Origin of the sequence: Rhodococcus sp. 4CII (genome assembly GCF_014256275.1) — a bacterium.
GTDB lineage: Bacteria > Actinomycetota > Actinomycetes > Mycobacteriales > Mycobacteriaceae > Rhodococcus_F > Rhodococcus_F wratislaviensis_A.
The window spans coordinates 4,765,030-4,787,764 of the sequence record NZ_JACCFE010000002.1 but is presented as its reverse complement, the minus strand read 5'-3'; the positions used below and the strand labels follow the sequence as shown (position 1 = coordinate 4,787,764).

Sequence of the window (22,735 nt, the reverse complement as noted above, 5' to 3'; positions counted from 1 at the left end):
ACGGCCAGGACGGGGATGCCCGCGGCGCGTGCCTCGGTCGCGACGACGCCCCACCCGCGGCTCCTCCCCCGCGACCCGGCTGTCGTCGCGGCCGCACGCGGCGCGCACGACTGCGCCCAGGCGAGCGATCCCTTGAACTTGTCGGGTGCGACCAGTACACGTGTCGCGGTGTCCCCTAGTCCAACAGCATGAGTGCGGTGGGGGCGTGCTCGCCGATCTCCGCCAGGTCCTCGAACTCGGCGACGTTGTCGAGTTCGGTGCCCATCGCGATGTTGGTGACCCGCTCGAGGAAGACCTCGACCACCACCGGGACCTTGTGCTCACCGGCGAGCTCACGGGCCTTCTCCAGGGCGCCGGCGATGTCGCCCGGCTCGGTGACCCGCAGCGCCTTGCAGCCCAGGCCCTCGGCCACCTTCACATGGTCGACGCCGTACCCCTTCGGCACCGCGGGCAGCGTCTCGTGCTCGCTGCGTTCCTGGGAGTTGATGTTGTCGAAGCCCAGTTGGACGCAGAAGTCCATGTCGAACGCGCGCTGCGCCTGACGGATCAGACCCAGGTACGAGTTGTTCACCACCACGTGGATGTACGGCAGGTTGAACTGCGCGCCCACCGCCAGTTCCTCGATCATGAACTGGAAGTCGTAGTCGCCCGACAGCGCCACCACCGGTGTCTCCGGTTCCGCGGCAACCACTCCGAGAGCGGCGGGAATGGTCCAGCCGAGGGGTCCCGCCTGCCCGCAGTTGATCCAGTTGCGGTCCTTGTACACGTGCAGGAACTGGCCGCCGGCGATCTGGGACAGCCCGATCGTGCTCACGTACCGGGTGTCGCGCCCGAAGACCCGGTTCATCTCCTCGTACACGCGCTGCGGTTTGACGGGCACGTCGTCGAAGTGGGTCTTGCGCTGCATGGTGCGCTTGCGGGTGACGCAGTCCCCGACCCAGGCGCTGCGGTCCGCGAGCGTCCCGGCGGCCTTGCGCTCCTTCGCGACGGCGACGAACAGCTCGAGCGCAGCCTTGGCGTCGGAGACGATCCCGTAGTCCGGCGCGAACACGCGGCCGATCTGGGTGGGCTCGATGTCGACGTGAACGAACTTGCGGCCCTTCCGGTAGGTGTCGAGGCCGCCGGTGTGCCGGTTGGCCCAGCGGTTGCCGATGCCGAGGACGAAATCCGACGCCAGCATGGTGGCGTTGCCGTACCGGTGCGCGGTCTGCAATCCGACCATCCCGGCAGCGAGACGGTGGTCGTCCGGGATGGTGCCCCAGCCCATCAGCGTCGGCACCACCGGGACGTCCAGCAGTTCGGCCAGTTCGACGAGCAGGTCCGCGGCATCCGCGTTGACGATGCCGCCGCCCGCGACGATCAGCGGACGTTCGGCGGCGCCCAGCATGTCGAGGGCCTTCTCCGCCTGCGCGCGCGACGCGGCCGGCTTGTACACGGGCAGCGACTGGTAGGTGTCCGGGTCGAATTCTATTTCCGCCAATTGCACGTCGATCGGTAGGTCGATGAGCACCGGGCCCGGCCTGCCGGACCGCATCAGGTGAAATGCCTGCGCGAACGCTCCCGGAACCTGTGCAGGCTCGAGCACCGTCATCGCCATCTTCGTGACCGGGCCTGCGATCGAGGCGATGTCGACTGCCTGGAAGTCTTCCTTGTGCAGGCGCGCCACGGGTGCCTGGCCGGTGATCGCGAGGATCGGGATCGAGTCCGCCATGGCCGAATACAGACCGGTGATCATGTCGGTTCCGGCCGGGCCGGAGGTTCCGATGCAGACGCCGATGTTGCCGGCCTTGGCGCGGGTGAATCCCTCCGCCATGTGCGAAGCACCCTCGACGTGGCGGGCGAGGACGTGCTTGATCCCTCCGTGATCACGCATGGCCGAGTAGAACGGGTTGATCGCCGCACCGGGGAGGCCGAACGCCTGGGTGGCGCCTTCGAGTTCCAGAATCTTGACCGCTGCGTCAGCGGCGCGCATACGAGGCATATCACTTCTCCATCGAGGATTACGAGTTGAAACGGGTCACCGGGCGGGGCGGCCGGACAGCCGCTCCACTCCACGCAGCAATCCCGAATGGTCCAGGCCGCCATCACCGTTCGCACGGGCGGAGGCCATCAGCTGGGCGACGACTGCGCCGAGGGGGGTCACCACGCCGGCCTCGCGGGCCGCGCTGGTCACGATGCCGAGGTCCTTGTGGTGCAGTTCGATGCGGAACCCGGGTTCGAACGACCGGTCCAGCATCTTCTGTGCCTTCTGGTTCAGGACGGCCGAACCGGCCAGCCCGCCGCCGAGCACCTCCACCGCGGCCGCGGTGTCGACACCGTAGGCCTCGAGGAAGATGATCGCCTCGGCGAGGAGCTGGATGTTGCCGGCGACGATCAACTGGTTGGCGGCCTTCACCGTCTGCCCGGAGCCGTTCGGGCCCACGTGGACCACGGTCTTCCCGACGGTGTCGAGGATCGGCCTGGCCGCCTCGAAATCTTCCGGCGCGCCGCCGACCATGATCGACAGTGCGGCGTTGACCGCACCGGCCTCGCCTCCCGACACCGGGGCGTCGATCAGCCGGAAGCCGCGCTCGGTGGCCTGCGCGGCGAGTGCCGTGGTGACGTCGGGCCGGATGCTGGAGAAGTCGATGATCAGGGCGCCGGCCGGGGCGTGCTCGAAGACTCCGTCCTCACCGGCGAGCACTGCCTGGACGTCGGGCGAGTCGGGAACCATGACGGCCACGACGTCGGCGCCGGCGACTGCCTTGGCGATGGAGTCGGCCGCGGTGCCGCCGGCCTCGACGAGCGCGGCGGTGCGCTCGGGCGAGCGGTTGTACCCGACCACCTGGTGGCCGGCCTTGGCGAGATGAACGGCCATGGGGCTGCCCATGATTCCGAGTCCGATGAATGCGATAGTGCTCACGAGTGTCCTCGATTCCGTCGAAGTGGTGGTGGGTGTCAGCGGGCGCCGCGGGACGCGCGGTGTTCGCGGGGCAGCCAGTCGAAGGTGTCAGGCCGCGTCGCCTTGTATTCGAGCCCGACGTATCCGCGGTAGCCGTGTCCCGCGAGCCGCTGCAGGTGGCCGTCGATGTCGAGCGTCCCGGTGCCGGGTTCGCCGCGGCCCGGTGCATCGGCGATCTGAACGTGCCCGATCCGGTCCGCGTACGCATCGAGGGCGGCGCCGACGTCGTCGCCGTTGACCTCGAGGTGGTAGAGGTCGGCGAGGAGTCGGAGTGCATCGACACCGTGCTCGCCCGTCACCCGGTCGATCGCCGCGATGGCCTGGGCCGCGGTCTTCAGCGGGTACGCCGGTGCGCCACTGACCGGTTCGACGAGCACGACGGCGCCGATGCGATCCGCCGCCTTGCCTGCCTGTGCGAGGTTCTCGGTGGCCACCTCGTCCTGCGCCTTCGGATCCGCGCCGTCGATGCGATTACCATACAGGGCGTTGAATGCTTTGGTGCCCAGCCGTTCTCCGATTCCGACGGTGACGTCGATGTTGTCGCGGAATGCCGAGACCTGCGCCGGGTCGGACAGCAGTCCGCGATCCCCCGCCGGCATGTCCCCTGCAGCGAAGTTCAACCCGGTGAGTTGCACTCCGGCGTTCTCGATCGCCGCCACGAACGCGTCGACGTCGCTGTCCGGCGGTACGGCGGTCTCGAACGGCCACCAGAATTCGACGGCGTCGAATCCGGCGTCCCGGGCAACCTGGGGACGCTGCAGCAGCGGCACGTCGGTGAGCAGGATCGAGCAGTTCAGGGTGTAGGCAAAGGTATCCATCGGATGTTCTTTCGCTCGCGAGATGTTCAGGAGACTGTGGTGTTGTCGGGGTCGGGCAGACCCCGGTAGCGGCGCCAGCCGCCGTAATCGGTGATCTCGGTGAGTTCACCGGCCTTGCTCTCGAGCAGACCCGGTCGCAGCCCTACCGCCAGAACCGAACGGCCGTCGGCCAGTTCGATGACGGTGAGCTCGAGCTCCTCGGGCTCCTCGGGAAGGAAGTCGGTGCGAATGTCGCCGATCGGGACGTCGTAGAGTTCCCCCTCGATCGCGGCGCCGCCCTTCGCCGCCAGCAGCAGGGCGGGGAATTCGTCACGTACGGAGAAGAATCGGTAGTTCGGTGCGGTCCGAACCGTGCCGAGGAACGTGTGCGCGGAGACGTTGTGATGGAGGTTTCCACCTCGCATCGCTCCACCGTTGCAGAACAATTCAGCCATGTCAGCTCCTTCTTCCGTGGGCGGTGGCCGCCGTGTCCGGCGTGCCTGCCAGTTCGATCGCCACCTGCAGCAGCGCTTCGCGTAGTCGTTTGGTGTCGGCATCGAGCCCCTCCCGCACCAGGTCCTGGGTGACAGGCCACGGGGTGTCGCTGATGACGTCGTGGTCGGTGACCAGGGCGATGCACGTGTAGGACATGCCGAGCTCCCGGGCCAGCGCGGCTTCGGGGTACGGGGTCATGCTGATCAGGTCCCAGCCCTGCGCTGCGTACCAACGCGATTCGGCGCGGGTCGAGAAGCGCGGGCCGCGGATCGCGACCATCACACCGCCGTCGTTGACCACCCATCCGTTTCGGCGGAGCGTCGACACCACCGCCCGGCGGCCGTGCGCACAGAACGGGTCCGCGAACGAGATGTGCACGTCGTCGTCGTGGAAGGTGTCGTCGGTGCGGCCCGTGCGGTCGACCAGCTGGTCGGGCACGACGACCGATCCGACGCCGATCGCCGGTCGCAGGGAGCCGGAAGGGGTGGGAGCGAGAATCGTCCGCACGCCCAGGCTGTGCAGCGCCCAGATGTTGGCGCGGGCGTTGATCCGGTGCGGTGGGATGTTGCGGTGGCGCCCGGTACGGGTCAGGTAGGCGAGCCGGCGGCCGCCCGAGAACCCGAGGACGATGCTGTCCGACGTCGGTCCGTACGGGGTGTCGACGTCGACTTGCTCGGCCTCGTCGAGGAGTCCGTGGTAACCCCAGGTGCCGAGCAACCCCACGGTGGGATGGGTGTCAGGCATGGTGCTTCACCGTTCCTTCCGCCGCTGCGTCGGTGGTCAGCATTTCGGGCCTCTCGATCACCGGCTGGGCCGGTGCGTCGGCGAGGTGTTCGTGCCCCGGGTGCGGATGGACGGTGACGTCGTCCGGGTCGTCGGGCGTGATCTTCCCGTCGAGAACAGCCCGCATCTTGTCCTTGTCGAGCAGTCCTTCCCAGTTCGCGACGACGAAGGTGGCCATGCAGTTGCCGAGCAGGTTCGTGAACACCCGCATCGAATCCATGAGCCGGTCGGCGCCGAGCAACAGCGCAACGGCAGCGACCGGGAATGCACCGATCGCGGCGGCGGTCGCGGACAGCGCGACGAAGGCGGAGCCCGGCACACCCGCCATTCCCTTGGAGCTGAGGATCAGGATGCCCATGATCGCGATCTGCTCGCCGAAGCTGAGATCGACGCCGACGGCCTGCGCGAGGAACATCATCGCCAGCGACAGGTAGATCGCGGCGCCGTCGAGGTTGAACGAGTAGCCGGTTGGGATCACCAGACCGACGACGGCGCGGTCGCAGCCCGCGTTGTCCAGCTTCTTGATGATGCGGGGCATGACGGCCTCGGAGGATCCGGTGCCCAGCGCGAGCATGAACTCCTCGCGGCAGTACTTGATGAACTTCCACGCATTCACACCGGTGATCAGCTTGACGACGATCGACAGCATGACGATGAAGACGAGGGCTGCTCCATAGCACGCGAGGATGAGTATTCCGAAGGATTTGAGGGAGCCGGCACCGTAGTTGCCGACGGTGAACGCCATCGCGCCGAACGCCCCGAGAGGGGCCAGGTACATGATGTAGCCGACGATCCGGAAGATGACGTGCAGCGCCTGGTCGATCACGTCCATCAGGACCGGCGGAGCCGACTCGCTGAACGACGCCAGCGCGACTCCGAACAGGATCGAGAACAGCAGCACCTGGAGCAGGTTGTTCTGCGCGAACGCATCGAACACGCTGGTCGGGATGATGTGCATGACGAACTCGACACCGCCGGGCAGGTGTCCGCCCTGTGTCTTCTCGTCGAGGGCGGTGGTGTCCAGCGTTGCCGGGTCGATGTTGAGACCGCTTCCCGGGTGGACGAGATTGCCGACCAGCAGGCCGAGGCCGAGCGCACAGGTCGTGGCGGCGGTGAACCAGAGCAGCGCCTTGCCGCCGATCTTGCCGAGCGCCTTCATGCTGCCGACCTTGGCGATGCCGGTGACGATGACCAGGAAGATCAGTGGGGCGACCACCATTTTGATCAGCTTGATGAAGCCTTCGCCCAGCGGCGCCAGGTGATGGGAAAACTCGGGGAACAGGACGCCGGTGGCGATGCCCAGGGCAATGCCGATGAGCACCTGGACGAAAAGCGATCTGTACCAACGCTGCCTGGGGGGTTTGGCAGCGATTTCGACTTCAGACACGGGGCCCTCCCTTAGGGCTTGGCGTTTTCCATGATGCGGAAGTTGTATTTCGTATCTCGATATAGTGAACGCCGTCACATCCCGTTTTGTCAACCGATGCGGCGGCGGAATCGACGCGATCCACCTCAACCGCGCTATCGTCATCCGGACGGGTTTTTCCGCTTCATGGAAGGTCCCGACGCTCGCGACATCACGACCGGGGAGGCACGACATGGAGCCCACGACGACGAACACGCAGACACCCGCCGGCGGGGTGCAGTCGGTGGAACGCGCCTTCGAACTGCTGGAACTCATGGCGAGCGCAGGCGGGTCGATCGGCGTCAGCGAACTCGCCGAGTTGGCCGGTCTGCCCCTGCCTACGATTCACCGGCTCATCCGCACCCTCATGAACCGCGGATACGTCCGGCAGCTCCCCACCCGGCGGTACGCGCTCGGTCCCAAATTGATCAGGCTCGGCGAGAGCGCCACCCAGCTGATCGGCGAGTGGTCACGTCCCCACCTGTCCGAACTGGTGAAGGGCACCGGCGAGACCGCGAACATGGCCGTGCTCGACGGGACGATGGCGGTCTACGTCGCACAGGTGCCATCGCAGCACTCCATGCGGATGTTCACCGAGGTCGGCCGGCGCGTCTACACCCATTGCACCGGCGTCGGAAAGGCTCTGCTGCTCCAACTGTCCGACGACGCCGTCCGATCCCTCGTGGGCCGCACCGGAATGGCGTCCTATACGGAGAACTCCCTCACCGATCCCGATTCGCTCATCGCCGATCTCGAACTGAGCCGGCAACGCGGCTACGCCATCGACGAGGGCGAGCAGGAGATCGGCGTCCGCTGCTTCTCGGTGCCCGTCCCCAACGCGCCCACACCCACCGCCATTTCGATCTCCGGGCCCGCGGCGCGTGTCACCCTCGAGTCCGCTGACCACATCGTCCCGATGCTGAAACGCGTCGCCAAGGAGCTGGGCACCGAGTTCGACAAGAACGCCGCCCTCTGATCCGAGCCTGACTCAGCGGTACGCGGATTCCAGCATCGGCTCGGTGGCGATGACCTTTCCGTCGCCGCCGACGATGGTGAGCGCGGTCGGGGTGACGCGATATTGGGTGCCGTTGCCGGTGTTGGTGGCGACGAACCCGGACCCGTCCGGGGTGGGGTCGTCGACGGAGATGGCGGCGCCGTCGCTGATGCGCACGCCCTGGTAGTAATAGCGTCCGACGCCGGTCTGACAGACGACGACCAGCGATTTCGCGGTGCGCCCGATGAACGCGGCCGGGTTGGTGTAATTGCACCGCGCGTCCGAGGGCGGCAGGAAGCCCTGCTCGTCGGTGCCCGACACCTGCCCGACCAACGGCGGCGGCGCCGCCGTCGTCCGCGGGGTGGTCGTCCTCGGGGTGGTCGTCCTCGTCGGGGGCGCGACCGCCGGCGGCGGTACGGGTGCCGGGGACTCGATCGACGTCCGCACGGCGGGTGGCTGCACCACGGTGCTCGCCGCGGTCGTCGACGGGTCGTCCGACCTGTTGCGGTCCAGGACCAGCCAGCCCACCACGCCTCCGAGCGCGAGGATCGCCACCACCAATAGGGTCACCATCACCGGAACGGCCGCGGACCGGGACTTCTGCGGAGGCGGACCGGCTGCGTAATAGTTCGAACGCGGCGGTGGTGGGTTGTGCGGTGGCGGCGCGAGCGGGCCTCGTGGAACGCTCGTCGGCGGGTACTCCGGTGGTCGGCCCACACTGTCGATCCGGGTCGGCGCGGGTCCGGCCGCGACCGTCGTCCGGGCGGGCGGTGTTCCCGACAGGGCGGCCCGGGCGGCGGAGGCGAGTGCGCCCGCGGTTCGGTACCGCGCGTCACGGCCCTTGGCCAGTCCGGTCGCGACGACGCCGTCGAACGCGGCGGGGATGTCGGGGCGGATCGCGCTCGGACGCGGAACGGGTGCCGCCAGGTGCGCCCGGATCGCGCTGCTGATGCTGTTCGACGGGAACGGGATCGCCCCGGTCAGGCATTCGTGCAGCACGCACGCCAGCGAGTAGACGTCGGCCCGGCCGTCTACCGGGGCGTTGTCGAATCGCTCCGGCGCCATGTAGGCGTAGGAGCCGACCGCGCTGCCGAGGGTGGTGAGCCGCAGGTCCGAACTCGAGTGGGCGATTCCGAAGTCCACGAGGTACGCGAAATCGTTGGCCGTGACCAGGATGTTCTCGGGCTTCACGTCCCGATGGACCAAACCGTCCGCGTGCGCGGCGTCGAGGGCCGACGCGATCTGCTCCACGATCACGACCGCGCGCGCCGGATCCATCGGGCCCTCGGCACGCAGCAGCGAGCGCAGATCGCGGCCGGGGACGAGGCGCATGTCGATGTAGAGGACGCCGTCGATGTCGCCCCAGTCGTGGATCGGGATGACGTGCGGTTCCTGCAATCTCGCGGCGGCGTGCGATTCTCGACGGAATCGCTGCTGGTACGTATCGTCCTTCGCCAGTTCCACGTCGAGGAGTTTCAGGGCTACAGTGCGTCCCTTGACCGTGTCGAATGCCTCGTAGACCTCGCCCATCCCGCCGCGCCCCAACAGTGCGCGCAGTTGGTACTGCCCGAACTGCGTGCCGACCCGCGACCCTGCCGCCATCTTCTCGTTCCCCTCGACGGCCGCGTTCGCGGCACACAGACCTCCCGACCTGGCCTGATTCTTCCCCATCGCAGGGGGATCCGACACCGTGGAGGGTGCGCCTCGCCATCAACAAAGGTTGACGGACCCCGCCCGTCAACATAAGTTGATGGCTGTGAGTGACGATCCCACCCCGGCCACCGCGTTCGCCGCCGTCGTCGCGCTGCGACGCCAGGCCGATCAACTCGAGCGCGACGCCGTCACCCACGCGCTCGCCGCCGGCTGGACGTGGGCGGACATCGGTCAGGCGCTCGGCGTCTCGGGTCAGGCGGCACACAAACGCCTCGGCCCGAAGCGATCGGGCGGTACGAAGACGAGAGGCGCACGATGAGTGTCACCCGGGCATGGCGCGACATGCGCACGATGAAGACTTTGTTCGCCGAAACCGAGGCGGAGGCCGACCGACTGGGCGACCGCGAACCCGGCCTCGAACACCTCCTCCTCGGGTCGTTCGCACTGCCCGACGGCACGGCCGGACGAGTGTTCGAGCAACTCGGCTCGAGCCGGGACGGCTTGCGCGAGGCCATTGTTCGCGTGCACGGAGACGCGCTCACCGCGGTGGGCATGGGCGACTCCGGCGCGGCGACCAGCGCACTGAGCCGCCCCCGCACGGGCCCACTGCGGCTGACCGAACCGGCCCAGAGCGCGTTCCGCAATGCGGTGGCACTCGCCAGATCGGAACGGCGACCGATCGCCGGAGCCGACGTCGTCGCAGCGGTCGCCACCATCACCCACGGCACCGCGGCACGGGCGCTGGAATCACTCGGACTCACGCGATCCGCCGTCGTCGAGGCGGCGCGGGCGGCGTCGGCGGACTGAGCGGACGGCCCCGCCCCGGAACGACCCGACGCGCGGATAGGCTCGTCATGTGGTTCTCGCAAGCTCTACTTCGGTGTCACCGGCTGACGTGCTCGGTTCCATGCGGGATGTCATCGACGGTCCGCTGCCCGACATCGCGGTGCGCTTCTCCAAGTTCCTCGCCGACATCTGGCCGCACACCGCGCTGGTGATCTTCACCCGGGAGTGCACAGGCCGTCCCCGCAAGGTCAGCGGAGACCCGGCGGTCGTCGAGCGCGTCACCATCGCCGAACTGGACACGCTGCGCACCCGGATGTCGGAGGGGACCCCCTTCGACGATCAGGCGGTGATCGCCGGCTCGAAGCGGAAGGTGTGGGCACTGCTGGACGCGACCGGCACCCTGCTCCTCGCGCTCCCGAAGCCTCGTCAGCGCATTCGGGAGGTCCCGCTGGTGGCGGGCGCGTTCGGTGTCGTGGCCGTATCGATCCGGCATCAGGTGGCGCAGGCGAGCCCGGCGTACCTGGCGGAATCGCGGGCGGCGTCGAGTGAGCGGGCCCGGACCATCGTGGAATTGACGGACCTCCACGCGGCGACGCTCGAATCGATCCTGTCGACGCTCCGGTCCAACGACCTCGACGACCGGCGGTCGCGGATCACCGCGAGCGAGACGGCGTCCGCAGCGCTGGTGACCCTGCGCTCCGCGGGCGAGTCCGATCGCATCCTCACCGAGGAGGCCGTCACCACCGCATTCGCCCGGCTGCAGGGCGAACTCCGGCCGCTGCTCCAGCACCGTCCCGTCCGGGTCGACTACGTCGATCCGCCGGTCGACGGTCGCGCGCTGCCCGGCGAGGTGGCGCACGCCGCGCGGGCCGTCGTGCGCAGCGCCGTCCTCGCGTTCGCCGCGCAGACCGCCCTCGAGCGGATCCGCATCGCCTGGGATTGCGACGGGGCGAATCTCCTCGTCGAAGTCCGCGACGACGGCGACGGCGGCCTCGACACCGACGCCCTCGTGCGGCAACTCTCCGGCCGGGTGCACACGCTCGGTGGCCGCATCGACGTCGAGTCCGTAGACGGGTGGGGGTCCCGGGTCGCGGTCGCGATCCCCCTCGACCTGCCGGCCGCGCGACCCGACGAGCAGCAACTCGGCGACCTCAACCCCCGCGAGCTGGAGGTGCTGGGACATCTGGCAACGGGCAAGCGGAACAAGGCGATCGCCGACAGCCTCGGCATCAGCGAGAGCACCGTCAAGTTCCACGTCGCGGGTGTGCTGAAGAAGCTCGGTGTGGCGTCCCGCGGCGAAGCGGGGGCGATCGCACTCGAGGCGGGCATCCGCGCGGACGCCACCGGAAGGCACTGACCCCCAGGTGAGTGGCAAAGTGTGCGGGAGCACGCTTTGCCACTCACGTCAGGTGATGCGGTCGGGGTGGGTGTAGAGGTTCATGGTGGTGCCGCGGAGGAATCCGATGAGGGTCAGTCCGGTGTCGTGGGCGAGGTCGATCGCCAGCGACGACGGCGCGGACACCGCGGCAAGGATCGGGATGCCGGCCATCACCGCCTTCTGCGCCAACTCGAACGACGCCCTGCCGCTGACGAGCAGGACGGTCCCGCGCAGCGGGATGCGATCCTGCTCGGTGGCCCACCCGATCAGCTTGTCGACCGCATTGTGCCGGCCGACGTCCTCTTTGATGGTGAGCAACTCCCCGGTGCGAGTGAACAGGCCGGCGGCGTGCAGTCCGCCGGTCGTGTCGAACACCTTCTGCGCCGCCCGCAACCGGTCCGGTAACTCCGCGATCGTCGCGGCCGGCACCCGCACCGTGTCGGCGGCCGGCGAATACTGGGTGCGTTGCCGGATCGCATCCAACGACGCCTTCCCACACACCCCGCACGAGGACGTGGTGTAGAAATTGCGTTGAATACCGGTGTCGGGCAGGAACACCCCCGGCGCCAGATCCACATCCAGGACGTTGTAGGTGTTCACCCCGTGCTCGTCGACGCTGTTGCAGTACCGGATCGACGCGATGTCGCCGCGGTCGGCGATGATGCCCTCGGTCAGCAAAAACCCCTGCGCCAACTCCACATCCGAGCCCGGGGTCCGCATCGTCACCGCCAACGGCGTGCCGTTCACCCGGATCTCCAGGGGTTCCTCCACCACCACGGTGTCCGGCCGGGTGGAGTGCCTCGTGTCGGTGATCCGGGTGACCGGGGTCCGGGTCGTCACCCGCCCCACCGGTCAGCCCCGCTTCTCGAGGCGGATGCGGACCGCCTTCGACACCGGGGTGTTCGACTTCTTCGCGACGTGGTCGAGCGGGATCAGCGGGTTCGTCTCCGGATAGTAGGCGGCCACATTCCCGACCGGGGTCGGATACGGCACCAACCGGAAATCCTCCGCGCGGCGCTCCTCCACGCTGCCGTCGGCGGTCTCCCATTCGGAGATCAGGTCCACCCGGTCCCCCGCCGCGTACCCGAACGACTCCAGGTCCTCGGCACTGATGAACAGGACCCGGCGGCCGCCCTTGACGCCGCGGTAGCGGTCGTCGAGACCGTAGATGGTGGTGTTGTACTGATCGTGCGACCGCATGGTCTGCAGGATCAGTTTCCCGTCCGGGACCGGCAGCCAGGACAGGTCGTTGACGGTGAAATTGGCCTTCCCGGTGTTCGTCACGAACCGGCGCTCGTCCCGCGGGGGGTGCGGCAACCCGAACCCGTCCGGCTGACGCACCTTGGTGTTGAAGTCCTCGAACCCGGGGATCACCCGGGCGATGGAGTCCCGGATCCGGTCGTAATCGACCGAGAACTGCGCCCACGGCACCGGGTGGTCCGGCCCGAACAACGCCTGCGCGATGCCGCAGACGATCGCGACCTCACTGCGCAACTGGTCACTGGCCGGGGGCAGGCTGCCCCGGGACAGGTGCACCATCGACATCGAATCCTCCACCGACACCTGCTGCTTTTTCCCGTTCTGCAGGTCCTTGTCGGTGCGGCCGAGCGACGGCAGGATCAGTGCGGTCTGCCCGGTCACCAGGTGGGAGCGGTTCAGTTTCGTCGACACCTGCACCGTCAGCGCACAGTTGCGCAGGGCGGTTTCGGTGGTGTCGGTGTCGGGGGTGGCGGAGACGAAGTTGCCGCCCATCCCCAGAAACACCGACGCCTTTCCGTCGCGCATCGCCCGGATGGAATCGACGGCGTCGAATCCGTGCTTACGCGGGGACCGGATGCCGAACTCGGTGTCCAATGCGGTCAGGAACGCTTCGGGCATTTTCTCCCAGATGCCCATCGTCCGGTCGCCCTGCACGTTGGAATGCCCGCGGACCGGGCACACCCCGGCCCCGGGTTTGCCGATCATCCCCTGCAGCAGCAGCAGGTTCACCGCGTCCTGGATGGTCGCGACGCCGTGGGTCTGCTGGGTCAGCCCCATCGCCCAGCAGATGATGGTCTTCTTCGAGGCGATCAACGCGGCGGCGGTGTCCCGGATCTGCTCGAGCGTCAACCCGGTGGCCGCCGCCACCGTGCCCAGATCGACCTGACGCAGATGCGCCGCGCACTCGGCGAATCCCGCGGTGTGCCGGTCGATGAACTCCCGGTCGAGCACGGTGCCCGGTGCCGCGTCTTCGACCTCGAGCAGCAACCGGCCCAGGCCCTGGAACAGGGCCTGGTCGCCGCCGATCCGGATCTGCAGGAACTCGTCCGCAATGGCCACGCCGTCGCCGACGACGCCGTGCACCTTTTGGGGGTCCTTGAACCGCAGCAGTCCGGCCTCGGGCAGCGGGTTGATCGCGATGACCTTCGCCCCGTTGGCTTTCGCCTTTTCCAGGGTGGAGAGCATGCGGGGGTGGTTGGTGCCCGGGTTCTGGCCGGCGATCAGGATCAGGTCGGCATTCTCGATGTCCGGGACGGAGACGGAACCCTTGCCGATGCCGATCGTTTCCGTCAACGCGGACCCGGAGGATTCGTGGCACATGTTGGAGCAGTCCGGCAGGTTGTTGGTCCCGAACGCCCGGATCATCAACTGGTACACGAACGCCGCCTCATTGCTGGTGCGGCCGGAGGTGTAGAACACCGCCTCGTCCGGCGACGCCAGACCACGCAGCTCCCCGGCGATCAACGCGAACGCCGCGTCCCACCCGATCGGTTCGTAATGGGTGGCGCCGGGCAGCAGCACCATCGGATGCGTCAGCCGGCCCTGCTGACCGAGCCAGAATTCGGTGCGCCGCAGCAACTCGGCCACCGAATGCTCGGCGAAGAACTCCGGGGTCACGGTGCGGGTGGTGGCCTCCTCCGCGACCGCCTTCGCCCCGTTCTCGCAGAACTCCGCATGCTTGCGGTGCCCGGGGGTTTCCGGCCACGCACACCCCGGGCAGTCGAACCCGTCCCGCTGATTCAGCTTCATCAACGTGCGGGCCGTGCGCACCGGACCCATCTGCTCGATCCCACGACGCAACGACACCAACACCGCAGGAACACCTGCCGCATAGGACTTCTCGTGCGTGACAACGACGTCTTCCTCGTCGAAGGTGTACCTGTCGGTGATGTCGGTCATGGAATCAGTTTCCTCGTGCAATCCATTCGGCGAGGTGCGGGGCCTCGGTGCCGATCGTGGTTCCGTCACCGTGACCGGTGTGGACGAGCGTCTCTTCGGGAAGGGCGAACAACCGGTCGCGGATCGACCCGATGATGGTCGGGAAGTCCGAGTACGAGCGACCGGTGGCCCCGGGACCGCCGGAGAACAGGGTGTCTCCGGAGAACAGCGCCCCGGCCTCGGGCAGGTAGAGGCACACCGACCCCGGCGAGTGACCCGGGGTGGAGATCACCTGGATCTCGGTGCCGGCGATGGCGATCCGCTGCTCGTCCTCGACGTTCCAGTACTTCGCCTCCGGATGCGTCATCTTCCACAGCACGTCGTCGCCGGGGTGCAGCAGCACCGGGGCGTGCAGTCGCTCGGCGAGTTCAGGTGCGACGGTGACGTGGTCGTTGTGACCGTGTGTGCAGATCACCGCGTTCACGTGCCGGTCCCCGACCGCGTCGATGATCGGCTCCGCATCGTGCGCGGCGTCCACGATGACGACGTCGGTGTCGTCACCGATCAGCCAGATGTTGTTGTCGACGTTCCACTCGCCACCGTCGAGGGCGAACGTGCCTTCGGTGACGACCCGGTCGATCCGGAACTGCCCGCTCACAGGACGACGACCGAACGCAGCACCTCACCGGCGTGCATCTTGTGGAAGGCCTCTTCGACCTCGTCGATCTTGATCCGCTCGGACACGAACTTCTCCAGGGGCAACCGGCCCTGCTGGTACAGGTCCACGAGCGTCGGGAAGTCGCGCTCGGGGAGGCAGTCGCCGTACCACGACGACTTCAACGATCCGCCGCGGGAGAAGAAGTCGATCAGCGGCATCTCGAGCTTCATGTCGGGGGTCGGGACACCGACCAGCACGACGGTGCCGGCGAGATCGCGGGCGTAGAACGCCTGCTTCCACGTCTCCGGGCGGCCGACCGCGTCGATCACGACGTCGGCACCGAATCCGCCGGTGAGCTCCTGCACGGCCTCGACCGCATCCACGTCGGCGCCGTTGACGGTATGCGTCGCACCGAGGTCCTTCGCCCACTCGAGCTTCTTCTCGTCCCGGTCGATCGCAATGATCTTCACGGCGCCGGCCAGGCGGGCGCCCATGATCGCGGCGTCGCCGACGCCACCGCAGCCGATGACGGCGACGGTGTCACCGCGACCGACGTTGCCGGTGTTCACGGCGGCACCGAGACCGGCCATCACGCCGCAGCCGAGCAGCCCGACCACGGCGGGGTCCGCGGACTGGTCGACCTTGGTGCACTGTCCGGCGTGGACGAGGGTCTTGTCGGCGAAGGCGCCGATGCCCAGTGCCGGGCTCAGCTCGGTGCCGTCCTCGAGCGTCATCTTCTGCTCGGCGTTGTGGGTGTCGAAGCAGTACTGCGGGCGTCCGCGCTTACAGGCCCGGCACTGCCCACAGACGGCACGCCAGTTGAGGACGACGAAGTCGCCGACGGCCACGGAGGTGACGCCCTCGCCGACGCTCTCGACCACTCCGGAGGCCTCGTGGCCCAGCAGGAACGGGAACTCGTCGTTGATCCCACCGTCGCGGTAGGTGAGGTCGGTGTGGCACACACCGCAGGCCGCGATGTCGACGACCACTTCGCCTGGACCGGGATCCGGAATGTTGATGGTCGCGATCTCGACGGGGGCACCCTTTGATCGGGCGATGACGCCTCGTACCTGCTGCGGCATGGGATTCATTCCTTACGGTCGATCAGTCGGAGCGGGATCGATGCATGGCTACCTATGCACCTCTCCCGAGACCCTACGTCCCGAACGGGCACCGGGGGACTGATCGAAGTGAGAGGCCGACCTAGCCGGAATGCCAGCCCGAACCGACGTGCCACCGACAGGTCGGGAGCCCGGTCACCCGGGCGAACCGACGGTTGACAGAGGGCGGTATATACAGGACTATACATTTCGAACGAGTGAGGCACGACACACCTCGTGAGTACCCGTACACCGCATCGATCACGGAGTTCCGATGACCCGGAAAGATCCCCGCTCGACCGAGGAACCGCAGCCGCCCGTTCCGGTGCTGCTCGACGGCGCCCAGCTGACCGTCGATCAGCTCACGACCCTCGCCCGGGAACCCGTCGCGGTCGAGCCTGCCCCCGCCACGCTCGAGCATGCACGCCGTTCCTGGGAGACCGCGGTGCGGATCGCCGCACGACAGCCCATCTACGGACGCACCACAGGAGTCGGGGGAAATCGGGACACGTCCGTCTCCGACGGCGTCGAACAGGACCTCCGGCTTCTCCGCAGCCACGCCACGGGGTCGGGTCCCTCGTTGCCGGATCACGTGGTCCGGGCCGCCATGATCATTCGCGTCAACCAGATCCTCAACGGCGGATCCGGTCTGCACCCCGACATCGTGACGGCGTTGATCGACGCCGTCGCTGCCGACGAACTGCCCATCGTGCACGCCCGCGGCGCGATCGGCACCGGAGACCTCAGCGCGTTCTCGGAGATCGCGCTCGGGCTGATGGGTGAGACACCGCTGCGGGACGGCCGGTCGGTGAGCCGATGGACGGCGCACCAGGGTGACGCCCTCCCCCTGATCTCGACCAACGCGATGACCGTCGCACTCGCGGCCACCGCCACCGACAGCGTGGCGAACTGGCTCGAGCACTCGCTGATCGTCGGCGTGCTGTCGCTGCTGGCGACGCGCAGTTCCGTCGAGCCGTTCGCAGCGCGGGTGCAGGCCGCCCGCAGGCACCTCGGCCAGGAAGAGGTGGCCGGCCGGGTCCGCGAGCTTCTCACCGGCCACCCCGTGACGGCCGCCCGGGTGCAGGATTCCTACGGGTTCCGCGCCCTCCCCCAGATCCTCGGAGCCACCTGGCAGGCGCTGCAACGGCTGCGGGCCACCCTCGCGATCGAAATGAATTCGTCCTCCGAGAACCCCCTCATCTCCGTCGAGGACGACGCCGTATTCCACAACGGGAACTTCCACGGGATGCCGATCGCCCTCGCCGTGGACGAGGCCAAACTCGCGCTGTCGAGCGCGGCACTGCTGTCGCAGTGCAGGCTGGCCAACCTGTCGGATCCGGCGGTCACCGGTCTGCGACCGTTCCTGGCCGACGGTCCGGCCGGCAGCAGCGGCACCATGCTGCTGGAATACACGACGTCCGCGGCGATCGCGGAGATCCGGATGGCCGCCGCACCGGGCTCCCTCGGGCACACGGTCATCTCCCGCGGCACCGAGGACCACGCGAGCTTCGCGTCCCAGGCCGCCACCCAGCTCACCGACATCCTCGCCCAGGCGCGGATCGTCCTCGCGTGCGAATTGATCTCGGCGGTGCGGGCCCTCGGCCAGCAACACCGCGACCTCGACACCGGCACCGAACTCGGCGCCTACCTGCACCGCGCGCGCACGTGCCTGGACCCCCGGACAACCGACCGTCCCCTGAGCGACGACCTGAAAGCAGCGGTGAAGTTTCTGGAAACGATGCCGAACCCGGAGAAAGACACAGCTCGGTAGAGCAGTCCCACGACACCGAACTTCCGGGTTCCCACCACCCGGACCACACGAAAGTAGCACGCGGATGATCACATTCGACAAAGTCACCAAGGCGTACCCGGACGGCACGACAGCGGTGAACGAGCTGGACCTCGAGTGCCCGAGCGGCAAGATCACGGCCCTCGTCGGTCCGTCGGGTTGCGGCAAGACGACGTCGCTTCGCATGATCAACAGGTTGATCGAACCCACCTCCGGCACCATCTCGCTCGACGGAGAATCCACCGCGGACATGGACCCGGCGCTGTTGCGGCGGCGGATCGGGTACGTCATCCAGCACGCCGGACTGTTCCCGCACCGCACCATCGTGGACAACGTCGCGACGATGCCGAAACTGCTGGGGAAGACGAAGAAGGAGGCCCGGAGCAGGGCGATGGAGCTGCTCGAAACGGTCGGTCTCGCCTCGCATTTCGCGGACCGGTATCCGTGGCAGCTCTCGGGCGGGCAGCAGCAGCGAGTGGGTGTGGCACGCGCCCTGGCCGCCGACCCGGCATTCATGTTGATGGACGAACCGTTCAGCGCCGTCGACCCGGTGGTCCGCAGCCAACTGCAGGACGAGTTCCTCCGACTGCAGAAGGAGATCGGCAAGACGATCATCATCGTCACGCACGACATCGACGAAGCCCTCAAGCTCGGCGACCAGGTGGTCGTGTTGCGGACCGGCGGAGTCCTGGCGCAGGCGGCGACCCCGCTGGAGTTGCTGACCGAGCCCGCCGACGAGTTCGTCGCCGACTTCGTCGGACGTGATCGCGGCTACCGTTCGCTGGGTTTCGCCACCCTCGACGGCCGCGTGGAGACCGTCACCGAACCCGTTGCCCGTCTCGGTGATTCGGCGGTCGACGCCCTCGCGCGGACGTTCGACGACTGGCTGCTCGTCGTCGACGCGGCGAACAAGCCGATCGGCTGGGTGCAGCCGGCGAAGGTCGTCGGCAGCATTCGCCCGGACGACGTGAATCTCAGCGGCACCGTCGCCGATGCACACGGGACGATGCGGGCACTGCTCGACGCCGCGCTGTCCGCACCCAGCAAGCGGGGTGTGGTCGTCGACGGCGACGGAGCGCTCGTCGGCACCGTGACGGCGCACGCGGCCGTGGCGGCGATCGAGTCGGCGGATCTCGCGGCCGGCGATCGCGGGGCCGGCCACCGATTCGGTTCGGAGGCGATGGCCCGATGAACCTCGAGTGGCTGGGCCGCCAGTCCGACCGCATCGCCGAACTCGTCGGCTGGCACATCCTGCTCTCGCTCGTGCCGCTCGTCGTCGGCGTGATCGTCGCGCTGCCCATCGGCTGGCTCGCGCATCGCAGTCGCCGGATCAACCCCTATGTGGTGGGGACCGCGGGTCTGCTCTACACGATCCCGTCGCTCGCCCTGTTCGTCCTGCTCCCGCCCGTCCTCGGAACGAAGATCCTCGATCCGATGAACATCGTCGTGGCCCTGACGATCTACACCGTCGCCCTCCTGGTGCGCGTCATCGCCGACGCCCTCGATTCGGTGCCCCAGGAGACCGTGCTCGCCGCGACTGCGATGGGCTACCGACCCTATCAAACGCTGCTGAAAGTGCAGCTCCCCGTGGGTGTTCCCGTCATCTGCGCGGGACTGCGGGTGGCTGTCGTGTCGAACGTCAGCCTGGTCTCGCTCGCCGCCCTGCTCGGCATCCCGCAGATCGGTTCCCTGTTCACCCAGGGCTTCCAGTTGCGCTTCTACACACCCATCATCGCCGGTATCGCACTCTGCCTGCTGCTGGCCCTGGTTCTCGACCTGCTCATCGTGCTCGCCAATCGGTTACTCACACCGTGGACCCCCAAGGTGGTCGCATCATGATCGACTTTCTGTTGGACGGTGCTCATTGGACAGGGCCCGAAGGCATTCCGGCCCTCCTGCTCCAGCACCTGCTGTACACGTTCCTCGCCCTGTTCGCCGCGGCCCTGATCGCCGTTCCGCTCGGCCTGTACATCGGGCACACCGGCCGCGGCGCCGTGGTCGTCGCCGGCCTGGCCAACTCGCTGCGCGCCCTGCCCACCATCGGCCTGCTGATCCTGCTGGTGCTCGTCATCGCACCGTCGTTCTCGACCAAGCTGGCCTACCTCGTTCCGAGCCTGATCGTGCTGGTGCTGTTGGCCATCCCGCCGATCCTCACCAACACGTACGCCGGCATCCGCGCGGTCGACCCGGCAGCCGTCGACGCCGCACGCGGAATGGGGTTCCGGTCGATGCGCATCCTCACCGAGGTGGAGATGCCGTGCGCGCTGCCGTTGATGCTGTCCGGCATCCGGAGTGCGGTGTTGCAGATCGTGTCGACGGCGACCGTTGCCGCGTACATCTCACTGGGCGGCCTGGGACGACTCCTCATCGACGGCAAGGCGCAGAGCGACTACGCGCAGATGGCGGCGGGGGCCGTCCTCGTGTCCCTCCTCGCCCTCGCATTCGATCTCGCGATCGGGTTCCTCACCGTGCGGGTGGTGTCACCCGGACTCACCCGGCGCGTGCGCAGCAACGGCACGCGATCCGCTTCCGAGAAGACCCCGGTCGCGGCCCGCGCGTCCTCCGTACCCGAACCCTCGCTGACCTGAAGGACATCACCATGAAGAAGGCATTGATCGTCGCGCTGGCAGGCGCCACCCTGGTGTCGTTGACGGCATGCGGGATCGGCAAGGACCCCCTGGCGGCCGACGGCGGCGGAAGCAGCGACGGCGCCATCGTCGTCGGCTCCGCGGACTTCCCCGAAAGCCAGCTGATCGCCACCATCTACGCGGAGGCGTTGCGTGCCAACGGCATCGACGTGACCGAGAAGCTGAACATCGGAAGCCGCGAGGTGTACGTTCCGGCCATCCGGGACGGCTCCATCGACCTGCTGCCCGAATACTCGGGTGCGCTGCTGCAGTATCTCGACAGCGCCACCACCGCGACCGCGTCGAACGAGGTGACCGAGGAGATCAAGGCCAAGCTCCCCGCCGGGCTCGTCGCACTGGAGCCCTCCCCCGCCGAGGACAAGGACGTTCTCGCGGTGCGGCAGGAGACCGCCGACGAATACTCACTGAAGACGATCGAGGACCTCGTCCCGCACGCCGGCGAACTGACCCTCGGCGGCCCACCCGAATGGAAGACCCGTGAGAACGGTGTCGCAGGCCTGAAGGACCGGTACGGTCTGACGTTCAAGGAGTTCCTGGCACTGGACGCCGGCGGTCCCCTCACACTCAACGCTCTGCTCAGCGGTCAGATCGAGGTCGCCGACGTGTTCAGCACCGACCCGGCGATGCGCTCGGAGAACCTCGTGGCCCTCGAGGACACCAAGCACCTGTTCCTGGCCGAGAACATCACGCCGATCATCAACGAGAACAAGGCCCGCGACGACGTCCGCGCCGTGCTCGCGGACGTGTCGGCAGCCCTGACGACCGACGATCTCATCGAGATGAACAAGCGGGTGGCCGACCTCGAGGACATGAGCGACATCGCCCGGGAATGGCTGCAGGACAAAGGCCTCGCGTCCTGAGCGTCCGGTCAGGTCAGTGTCCCGGGTCGCATCAGCTCAGCGCATCGAACGTCGCCGTCGCGTACTGGGCGGTGCGGTCGGAGCCGAGCAGTCCCGGTCCCATCTTGTTCATCACGTAGGTCATCGTCATCCGGCGTTCGGTGTCGACGACCACCTGCGAACCGCCCCAGCCACCCCAGAAGCAGATGCGCCCTTCGGGGACGAACGGCACCGACACGGGTGTCGGCAGTCCGTACCCGATGCCGAACCGGATCGGCTGCCCCAGCGCGAGATCCACGCCGTTCGACTGCTCCTCGAAGATCAGCGCGATGGTGTCCGGAGACAGCAGCCGGATTCCGTCGAGTTCGCCGCCGCAGGCCACCACCGACTGGATCCGGGCGAGTGACCGGGCGTTGCCCTGACCGCCGGCCGCACCGTTCTCCGCCGTGCGCCACTCGTCGGACCACGATGCGGTGGCGTCCGGTCCGGGCCCGGTGAACGTCTTGACGATGACGCTGGCGGGGTCGAGGGACGCCAGGTCGATCGGCAGCGGAGGCGGCGGGACCACGTTCGACACGCGGCCGAACTGCGACGGGTCCAGCCCGATGTGGAAGTCGGCGCCCAGCGGTCCGGCGATCTCCTCGGCCACGAAATGTCCGAGCGTGCGTCCGTCGACCCGTCGGACCACCTCGCCGATCAGGTGACCGTAGTTCAGTGCGTGATATCCCGACGCCGTTCCCGGTTCCCACCACGGCGCCTGCGCGGCGAGCCGCTTCGTCGACTCGGCGAGGTCGAAGGTGTCCTCGACGGTGATCGGCTGATCCCAACCCGACACACCCGAGGTGTGCGAGAGGAGATGCCGGACCTCGACGCGCTCCTTGCCCGCGGCCGCAAACTCGGGCCAGTACTTCGCGACGGGCGTGTACACGTCCAGCAGCCCGCGGTCGACGAGCATCAGCGCGGCCAGAGCGGTCACCGTCTTGGTGCACGACCACACGTTGGTGATGGTGTCGCGCTCCCAGGACTTGGTGTGTTCGGGATTCGACCATCCGCCCCACACGTCGACCACCGGTTGTCCGTCGAGGGTCACGACGATCGACGCGCCGAGCTCCTCACCGGAGTCGAGATTGTCCTTCAGTGCGTCCTGCAACGCCGCGAAGCGCGGATCGCACACTCCTCCGAGCTGGGTCACCTGCGGTTCCTCTCCACCAGCCGACGCAATTGATCTTGACATCGGATTCAGTTGAGGTTTCAGTGTGAGCCTGCACCGATGTGGTGTCAATCACTTCTCTCCCCCGGTTGGACGCTCCTCGGCTTCACCCGTGTCGGGT

21 protein-coding genes are annotated in these 22,735 nt (G+C 67.9%); 9 read left to right on the top strand and 12 right to left on the bottom strand.

Annotated elements, in window-relative coordinates; genetic code table 11:
- Nucleotides 1-175: 175 nt before the first annotated feature.
- From gcl to dctA, 6 genes are read right to left on the bottom strand one after another with little or no spacing between them, the layout of a single operon-like run.
- On the bottom strand, nucleotides 176-1,981 hold the full coding sequence (gene gcl, locus H0B43_RS22865; protein WP_185725865.1) for a glyoxylate carboligase: 1,806 nt from the start codon (nucleotides 1,979-1,981) through the stop codon (nucleotides 176-178).
- Nucleotides 1,982-2,017: 36 nt separating this feature from the next.
- Entirely contained in the window at nucleotides 2,018-2,902 is an 885-nt protein-coding gene (locus H0B43_RS22860) for a 2-hydroxy-3-oxopropionate reductase (protein ID WP_185725866.1), read from the bottom strand.
- Between the two features lie 35 nt (nucleotides 2,903-2,937).
- Complete coding sequence (locus H0B43_RS22855) at nucleotides 2,938-3,759, bottom strand: hydroxypyruvate isomerase family protein (RefSeq protein ID WP_185725867.1); 822 nt, start codon at nucleotides 3,757-3,759, stop codon at nucleotides 2,938-2,940.
- 26 nt (nucleotides 3,760-3,785) lie between these two features.
- A complete protein-coding gene (locus H0B43_RS22850) occupies nucleotides 3,786-4,193 on the bottom strand; it encodes a gamma-glutamylcyclotransferase (RefSeq protein ID WP_185725868.1) in 408 nt (135 codons plus the stop codon).
- A 1-nt stretch (nucleotide 4,194) separates the two neighbouring features.
- Nucleotides 4,195-4,977, bottom strand: coding sequence for an MTAP family purine nucleoside phosphorylase (locus H0B43_RS22845; protein WP_185725869.1), 783 nt, complete (start codon nucleotides 4,975-4,977; stop codon nucleotides 4,195-4,197).
- Nucleotides 4,970-6,403, bottom strand: a complete 1,434-nt coding sequence (dctA, locus tag H0B43_RS22840) for a C4-dicarboxylate transporter DctA (RefSeq protein WP_185950101.1) — start codon at nucleotides 6,401-6,403, stop codon at nucleotides 4,970-4,972. The genes H0B43_RS22845 and dctA overlap by 8 nt, the downstream gene beginning before the upstream one ends.
- 211 nt (nucleotides 6,404-6,614) lie before the next feature.
- On the opposite strand from dctA, the gene H0B43_RS22835 reads away from it, so the two are divergent.
- A complete protein-coding gene (locus H0B43_RS22835) occupies nucleotides 6,615-7,397 on the top strand; it encodes an IclR family transcriptional regulator (RefSeq protein ID WP_185725870.1) in 783 nt (260 codons plus the stop codon).
- A 12-nt stretch (nucleotides 7,398-7,409) separates the two neighbouring features.
- Here H0B43_RS22835 and H0B43_RS22830 read toward each other — a convergent pair whose 3' ends face one another.
- Nucleotides 7,410-9,017, bottom strand: coding sequence for a serine/threonine-protein kinase (locus H0B43_RS22830; protein WP_185729830.1), 1,608 nt, complete (start codon nucleotides 9,015-9,017; stop codon nucleotides 7,410-7,412).
- A 154-nt stretch (nucleotides 9,018-9,171) separates the two neighbouring features.
- Here H0B43_RS22830 and H0B43_RS22825 point away from each other — a divergent pair, with 154 nt between their 5' ends.
- The 3 genes from H0B43_RS22825 to H0B43_RS22815 all read left to right on the top strand — a co-directional run bounded on the left by H0B43_RS22825 (nucleotide 9,172) and on the right by H0B43_RS22815 (nucleotide 11,211).
- Nucleotides 9,172-9,387, top strand: coding sequence for a hypothetical protein (locus H0B43_RS22825; protein WP_185729831.1), 216 nt, complete (start codon nucleotides 9,172-9,174; stop codon nucleotides 9,385-9,387).
- Complete coding sequence (locus H0B43_RS22820; RefSeq protein WP_185725871.1) at nucleotides 9,384-9,875, top strand: Clp protease N-terminal domain-containing protein; 492 nt, start codon at nucleotides 9,384-9,386, stop codon at nucleotides 9,873-9,875. The genes H0B43_RS22825 and H0B43_RS22820 overlap by 4 nt, the downstream gene beginning before the upstream one ends.
- Before the next feature lie 100 nt (nucleotides 9,876-9,975).
- Complete coding sequence (locus H0B43_RS22815; protein WP_185729832.1) at nucleotides 9,976-11,211, top strand: LuxR C-terminal-related transcriptional regulator; 1,236 nt, start codon at nucleotides 9,976-9,978, stop codon at nucleotides 11,209-11,211.
- Between the two features lie 48 nt (nucleotides 11,212-11,259).
- Here the strand turns inward: H0B43_RS22815 and fdhD are convergent, their stop codons facing one another.
- Genes fdhD through H0B43_RS22795 form a run of 4 tightly spaced genes read right to left on the bottom strand, consistent with a single transcriptional unit; the run spans nucleotide 11,260 to nucleotide 16,110 of the window.
- Nucleotides 11,260-12,081 (bottom strand): formate dehydrogenase accessory sulfurtransferase FdhD, encoded by an 822-nt coding sequence (gene fdhD, locus H0B43_RS22810; protein ID WP_185725872.1) that lies wholly within the window; start codon nucleotides 12,079-12,081, stop codon nucleotides 11,260-11,262.
- A 3-nt stretch (nucleotides 12,082-12,084) separates the two neighbouring features.
- The gene (locus H0B43_RS22805) at nucleotides 12,085-14,391 is read right to left on the bottom strand and encodes an FdhF/YdeP family oxidoreductase (RefSeq protein ID WP_185725873.1); all 2,307 of its coding nucleotides are present in this window, start codon (nucleotides 14,389-14,391) and stop codon (nucleotides 12,085-12,087) included.
- Between the two features lie 4 nt (nucleotides 14,392-14,395).
- Nucleotides 14,396-15,028, bottom strand: a complete 633-nt coding sequence (locus H0B43_RS22800) for an MBL fold metallo-hydrolase (protein ID WP_185725874.1) — start codon at nucleotides 15,026-15,028, stop codon at nucleotides 14,396-14,398.
- A complete protein-coding gene (locus tag H0B43_RS22795; protein WP_185725875.1) occupies nucleotides 15,025-16,110 on the bottom strand; it encodes an S-(hydroxymethyl)mycothiol dehydrogenase in 1,086 nt (361 codons plus the stop codon). Before H0B43_RS22795 ends, H0B43_RS22800 begins: the two co-directional genes overlap by 4 nt.
- A 292-nt stretch (nucleotides 16,111-16,402) precedes the next feature.
- Here H0B43_RS22795 and H0B43_RS22790 point away from each other — a divergent pair, with 292 nt between their 5' ends.
- From H0B43_RS22790 to H0B43_RS22770, 5 genes are all read left to right on the top strand, one after another.
- Entirely contained in the window at nucleotides 16,403-17,899 is a 1,497-nt protein-coding gene (locus H0B43_RS22790; RefSeq protein ID WP_185725876.1) for an aromatic amino acid ammonia-lyase, read from the top strand.
- A 64-nt stretch (nucleotides 17,900-17,963) separates the two neighbouring features.
- Nucleotides 17,964-19,109 carry an ABC transporter ATP-binding protein gene (locus tag H0B43_RS22785; protein ID WP_185725877.1) on the top strand — a complete coding sequence of 382 codons (1,146 nt, stop codon included), beginning with the start codon at nucleotides 17,964-17,966 and terminating at the stop codon, nucleotides 19,107-19,109.
- On the top strand, nucleotides 19,106-19,756 hold the full coding sequence (locus H0B43_RS22780) for an ABC transporter permease (RefSeq protein WP_185725878.1): 651 nt from the start codon (nucleotides 19,106-19,108) through the stop codon (nucleotides 19,754-19,756). Before H0B43_RS22785 ends, H0B43_RS22780 begins: the two co-directional genes overlap by 4 nt.
- Entirely contained in the window at nucleotides 19,753-20,505 is a 753-nt protein-coding gene (locus H0B43_RS22775; RefSeq protein WP_185725879.1) for an ABC transporter permease, read from the top strand. Before H0B43_RS22780 ends, H0B43_RS22775 begins: the two co-directional genes overlap by 4 nt.
- 11 nt (nucleotides 20,506-20,516) lie before the next feature.
- Nucleotides 20,517-21,425 (top strand): ABC transporter substrate-binding protein, encoded by a 909-nt coding sequence (locus H0B43_RS22770; RefSeq protein ID WP_185725880.1) that lies wholly within the window; start codon nucleotides 20,517-20,519, stop codon nucleotides 21,423-21,425.
- Nucleotides 21,426-21,456: 31 nt separating this feature from the next.
- Here the strand turns inward: H0B43_RS22770 and H0B43_RS22765 are convergent, their stop codons facing one another.
- Nucleotides 21,457-22,596, bottom strand: coding sequence for a serine hydrolase domain-containing protein (locus tag H0B43_RS22765; protein WP_185725881.1), 1,140 nt, complete (start codon nucleotides 22,594-22,596; stop codon nucleotides 21,457-21,459).
- Between the last annotated feature and the right edge of the window lie 139 nt (nucleotides 22,597-22,735).

Bases quoted from the DNA above. Each gene is read 5' to 3' on its own strand.
- H0B43_RS22795 (WP_185725875.1), bottom strand. From the start codon at position 16,110: ATGCCGCAGCAGGTACGAGGCGTCATCGCCCGATCAAAGGGTGCCCCC.
- H0B43_RS22815 (WP_185729832.1), top strand. From the start codon at position 9,976: ATGCGGGATGTCATCGACGGTCCGCTGCCCGACATCGCGGTGCGCTTC.
- H0B43_RS22790 (WP_185725876.1), top strand. From the start codon at position 16,403: ATGACCCGGAAAGATCCCCGCTCGACCGAGGAACCGCAGCCGCCCGTT.
- H0B43_RS22780 (WP_185725878.1), top strand. From the start codon at position 19,106: ATGAACCTCGAGTGGCTGGGCCGCCAGTCCGACCGCATCGCCGAACTC.
- gcl (WP_185725865.1), bottom strand. From the start codon at position 1,981: ATGCCTCGTATGCGCGCCGCTGACGCAGCGGTCAAGATTCTGGAACTC.
- H0B43_RS22770 (WP_185725880.1), top strand. From the start codon at position 20,517: ATGAAGAAGGCATTGATCGTCGCGCTGGCAGGCGCCACCCTGGTGTCG.
- H0B43_RS22805 (WP_185725873.1), bottom strand. From the start codon at position 14,391: ATGACCGACATCACCGACAGGTACACCTTCGACGAGGAAGACGTCGTT.
- H0B43_RS22845 (WP_185725869.1), bottom strand. From the start codon at position 4,977: ATGCCTGACACCCATCCCACCGTGGGGTTGCTCGGCACCTGGGGTTAC.
- H0B43_RS22775 (WP_185725879.1), top strand. From the start codon at position 19,753: ATGATCGACTTTCTGTTGGACGGTGCTCATTGGACAGGGCCCGAAGGC.
- H0B43_RS22830 (WP_185729830.1), bottom strand. From the start codon at position 9,017: ATGGCGGCAGGGTCGCGGGTCGGCACGCAGTTCGGGCAGTACCAACTG.
- H0B43_RS22820 (WP_185725871.1), top strand. From the start codon at position 9,384: ATGAGTGTCACCCGGGCATGGCGCGACATGCGCACGATGAAGACTTTG.
- H0B43_RS22785 (WP_185725877.1), top strand. From the start codon at position 17,964: ATGATCACATTCGACAAAGTCACCAAGGCGTACCCGGACGGCACGACA.
- H0B43_RS22850 (WP_185725868.1), bottom strand. From the start codon at position 4,193: ATGGCTGAATTGTTCTGCAACGGTGGAGCGATGCGAGGTGGAAACCTC.
- H0B43_RS22835 (WP_185725870.1), top strand. From the start codon at position 6,615: ATGGAGCCCACGACGACGAACACGCAGACACCCGCCGGCGGGGTGCAG.
- H0B43_RS22855 (WP_185725867.1), bottom strand. From the start codon at position 3,759: ATGGATACCTTTGCCTACACCCTGAACTGCTCGATCCTGCTCACCGAC.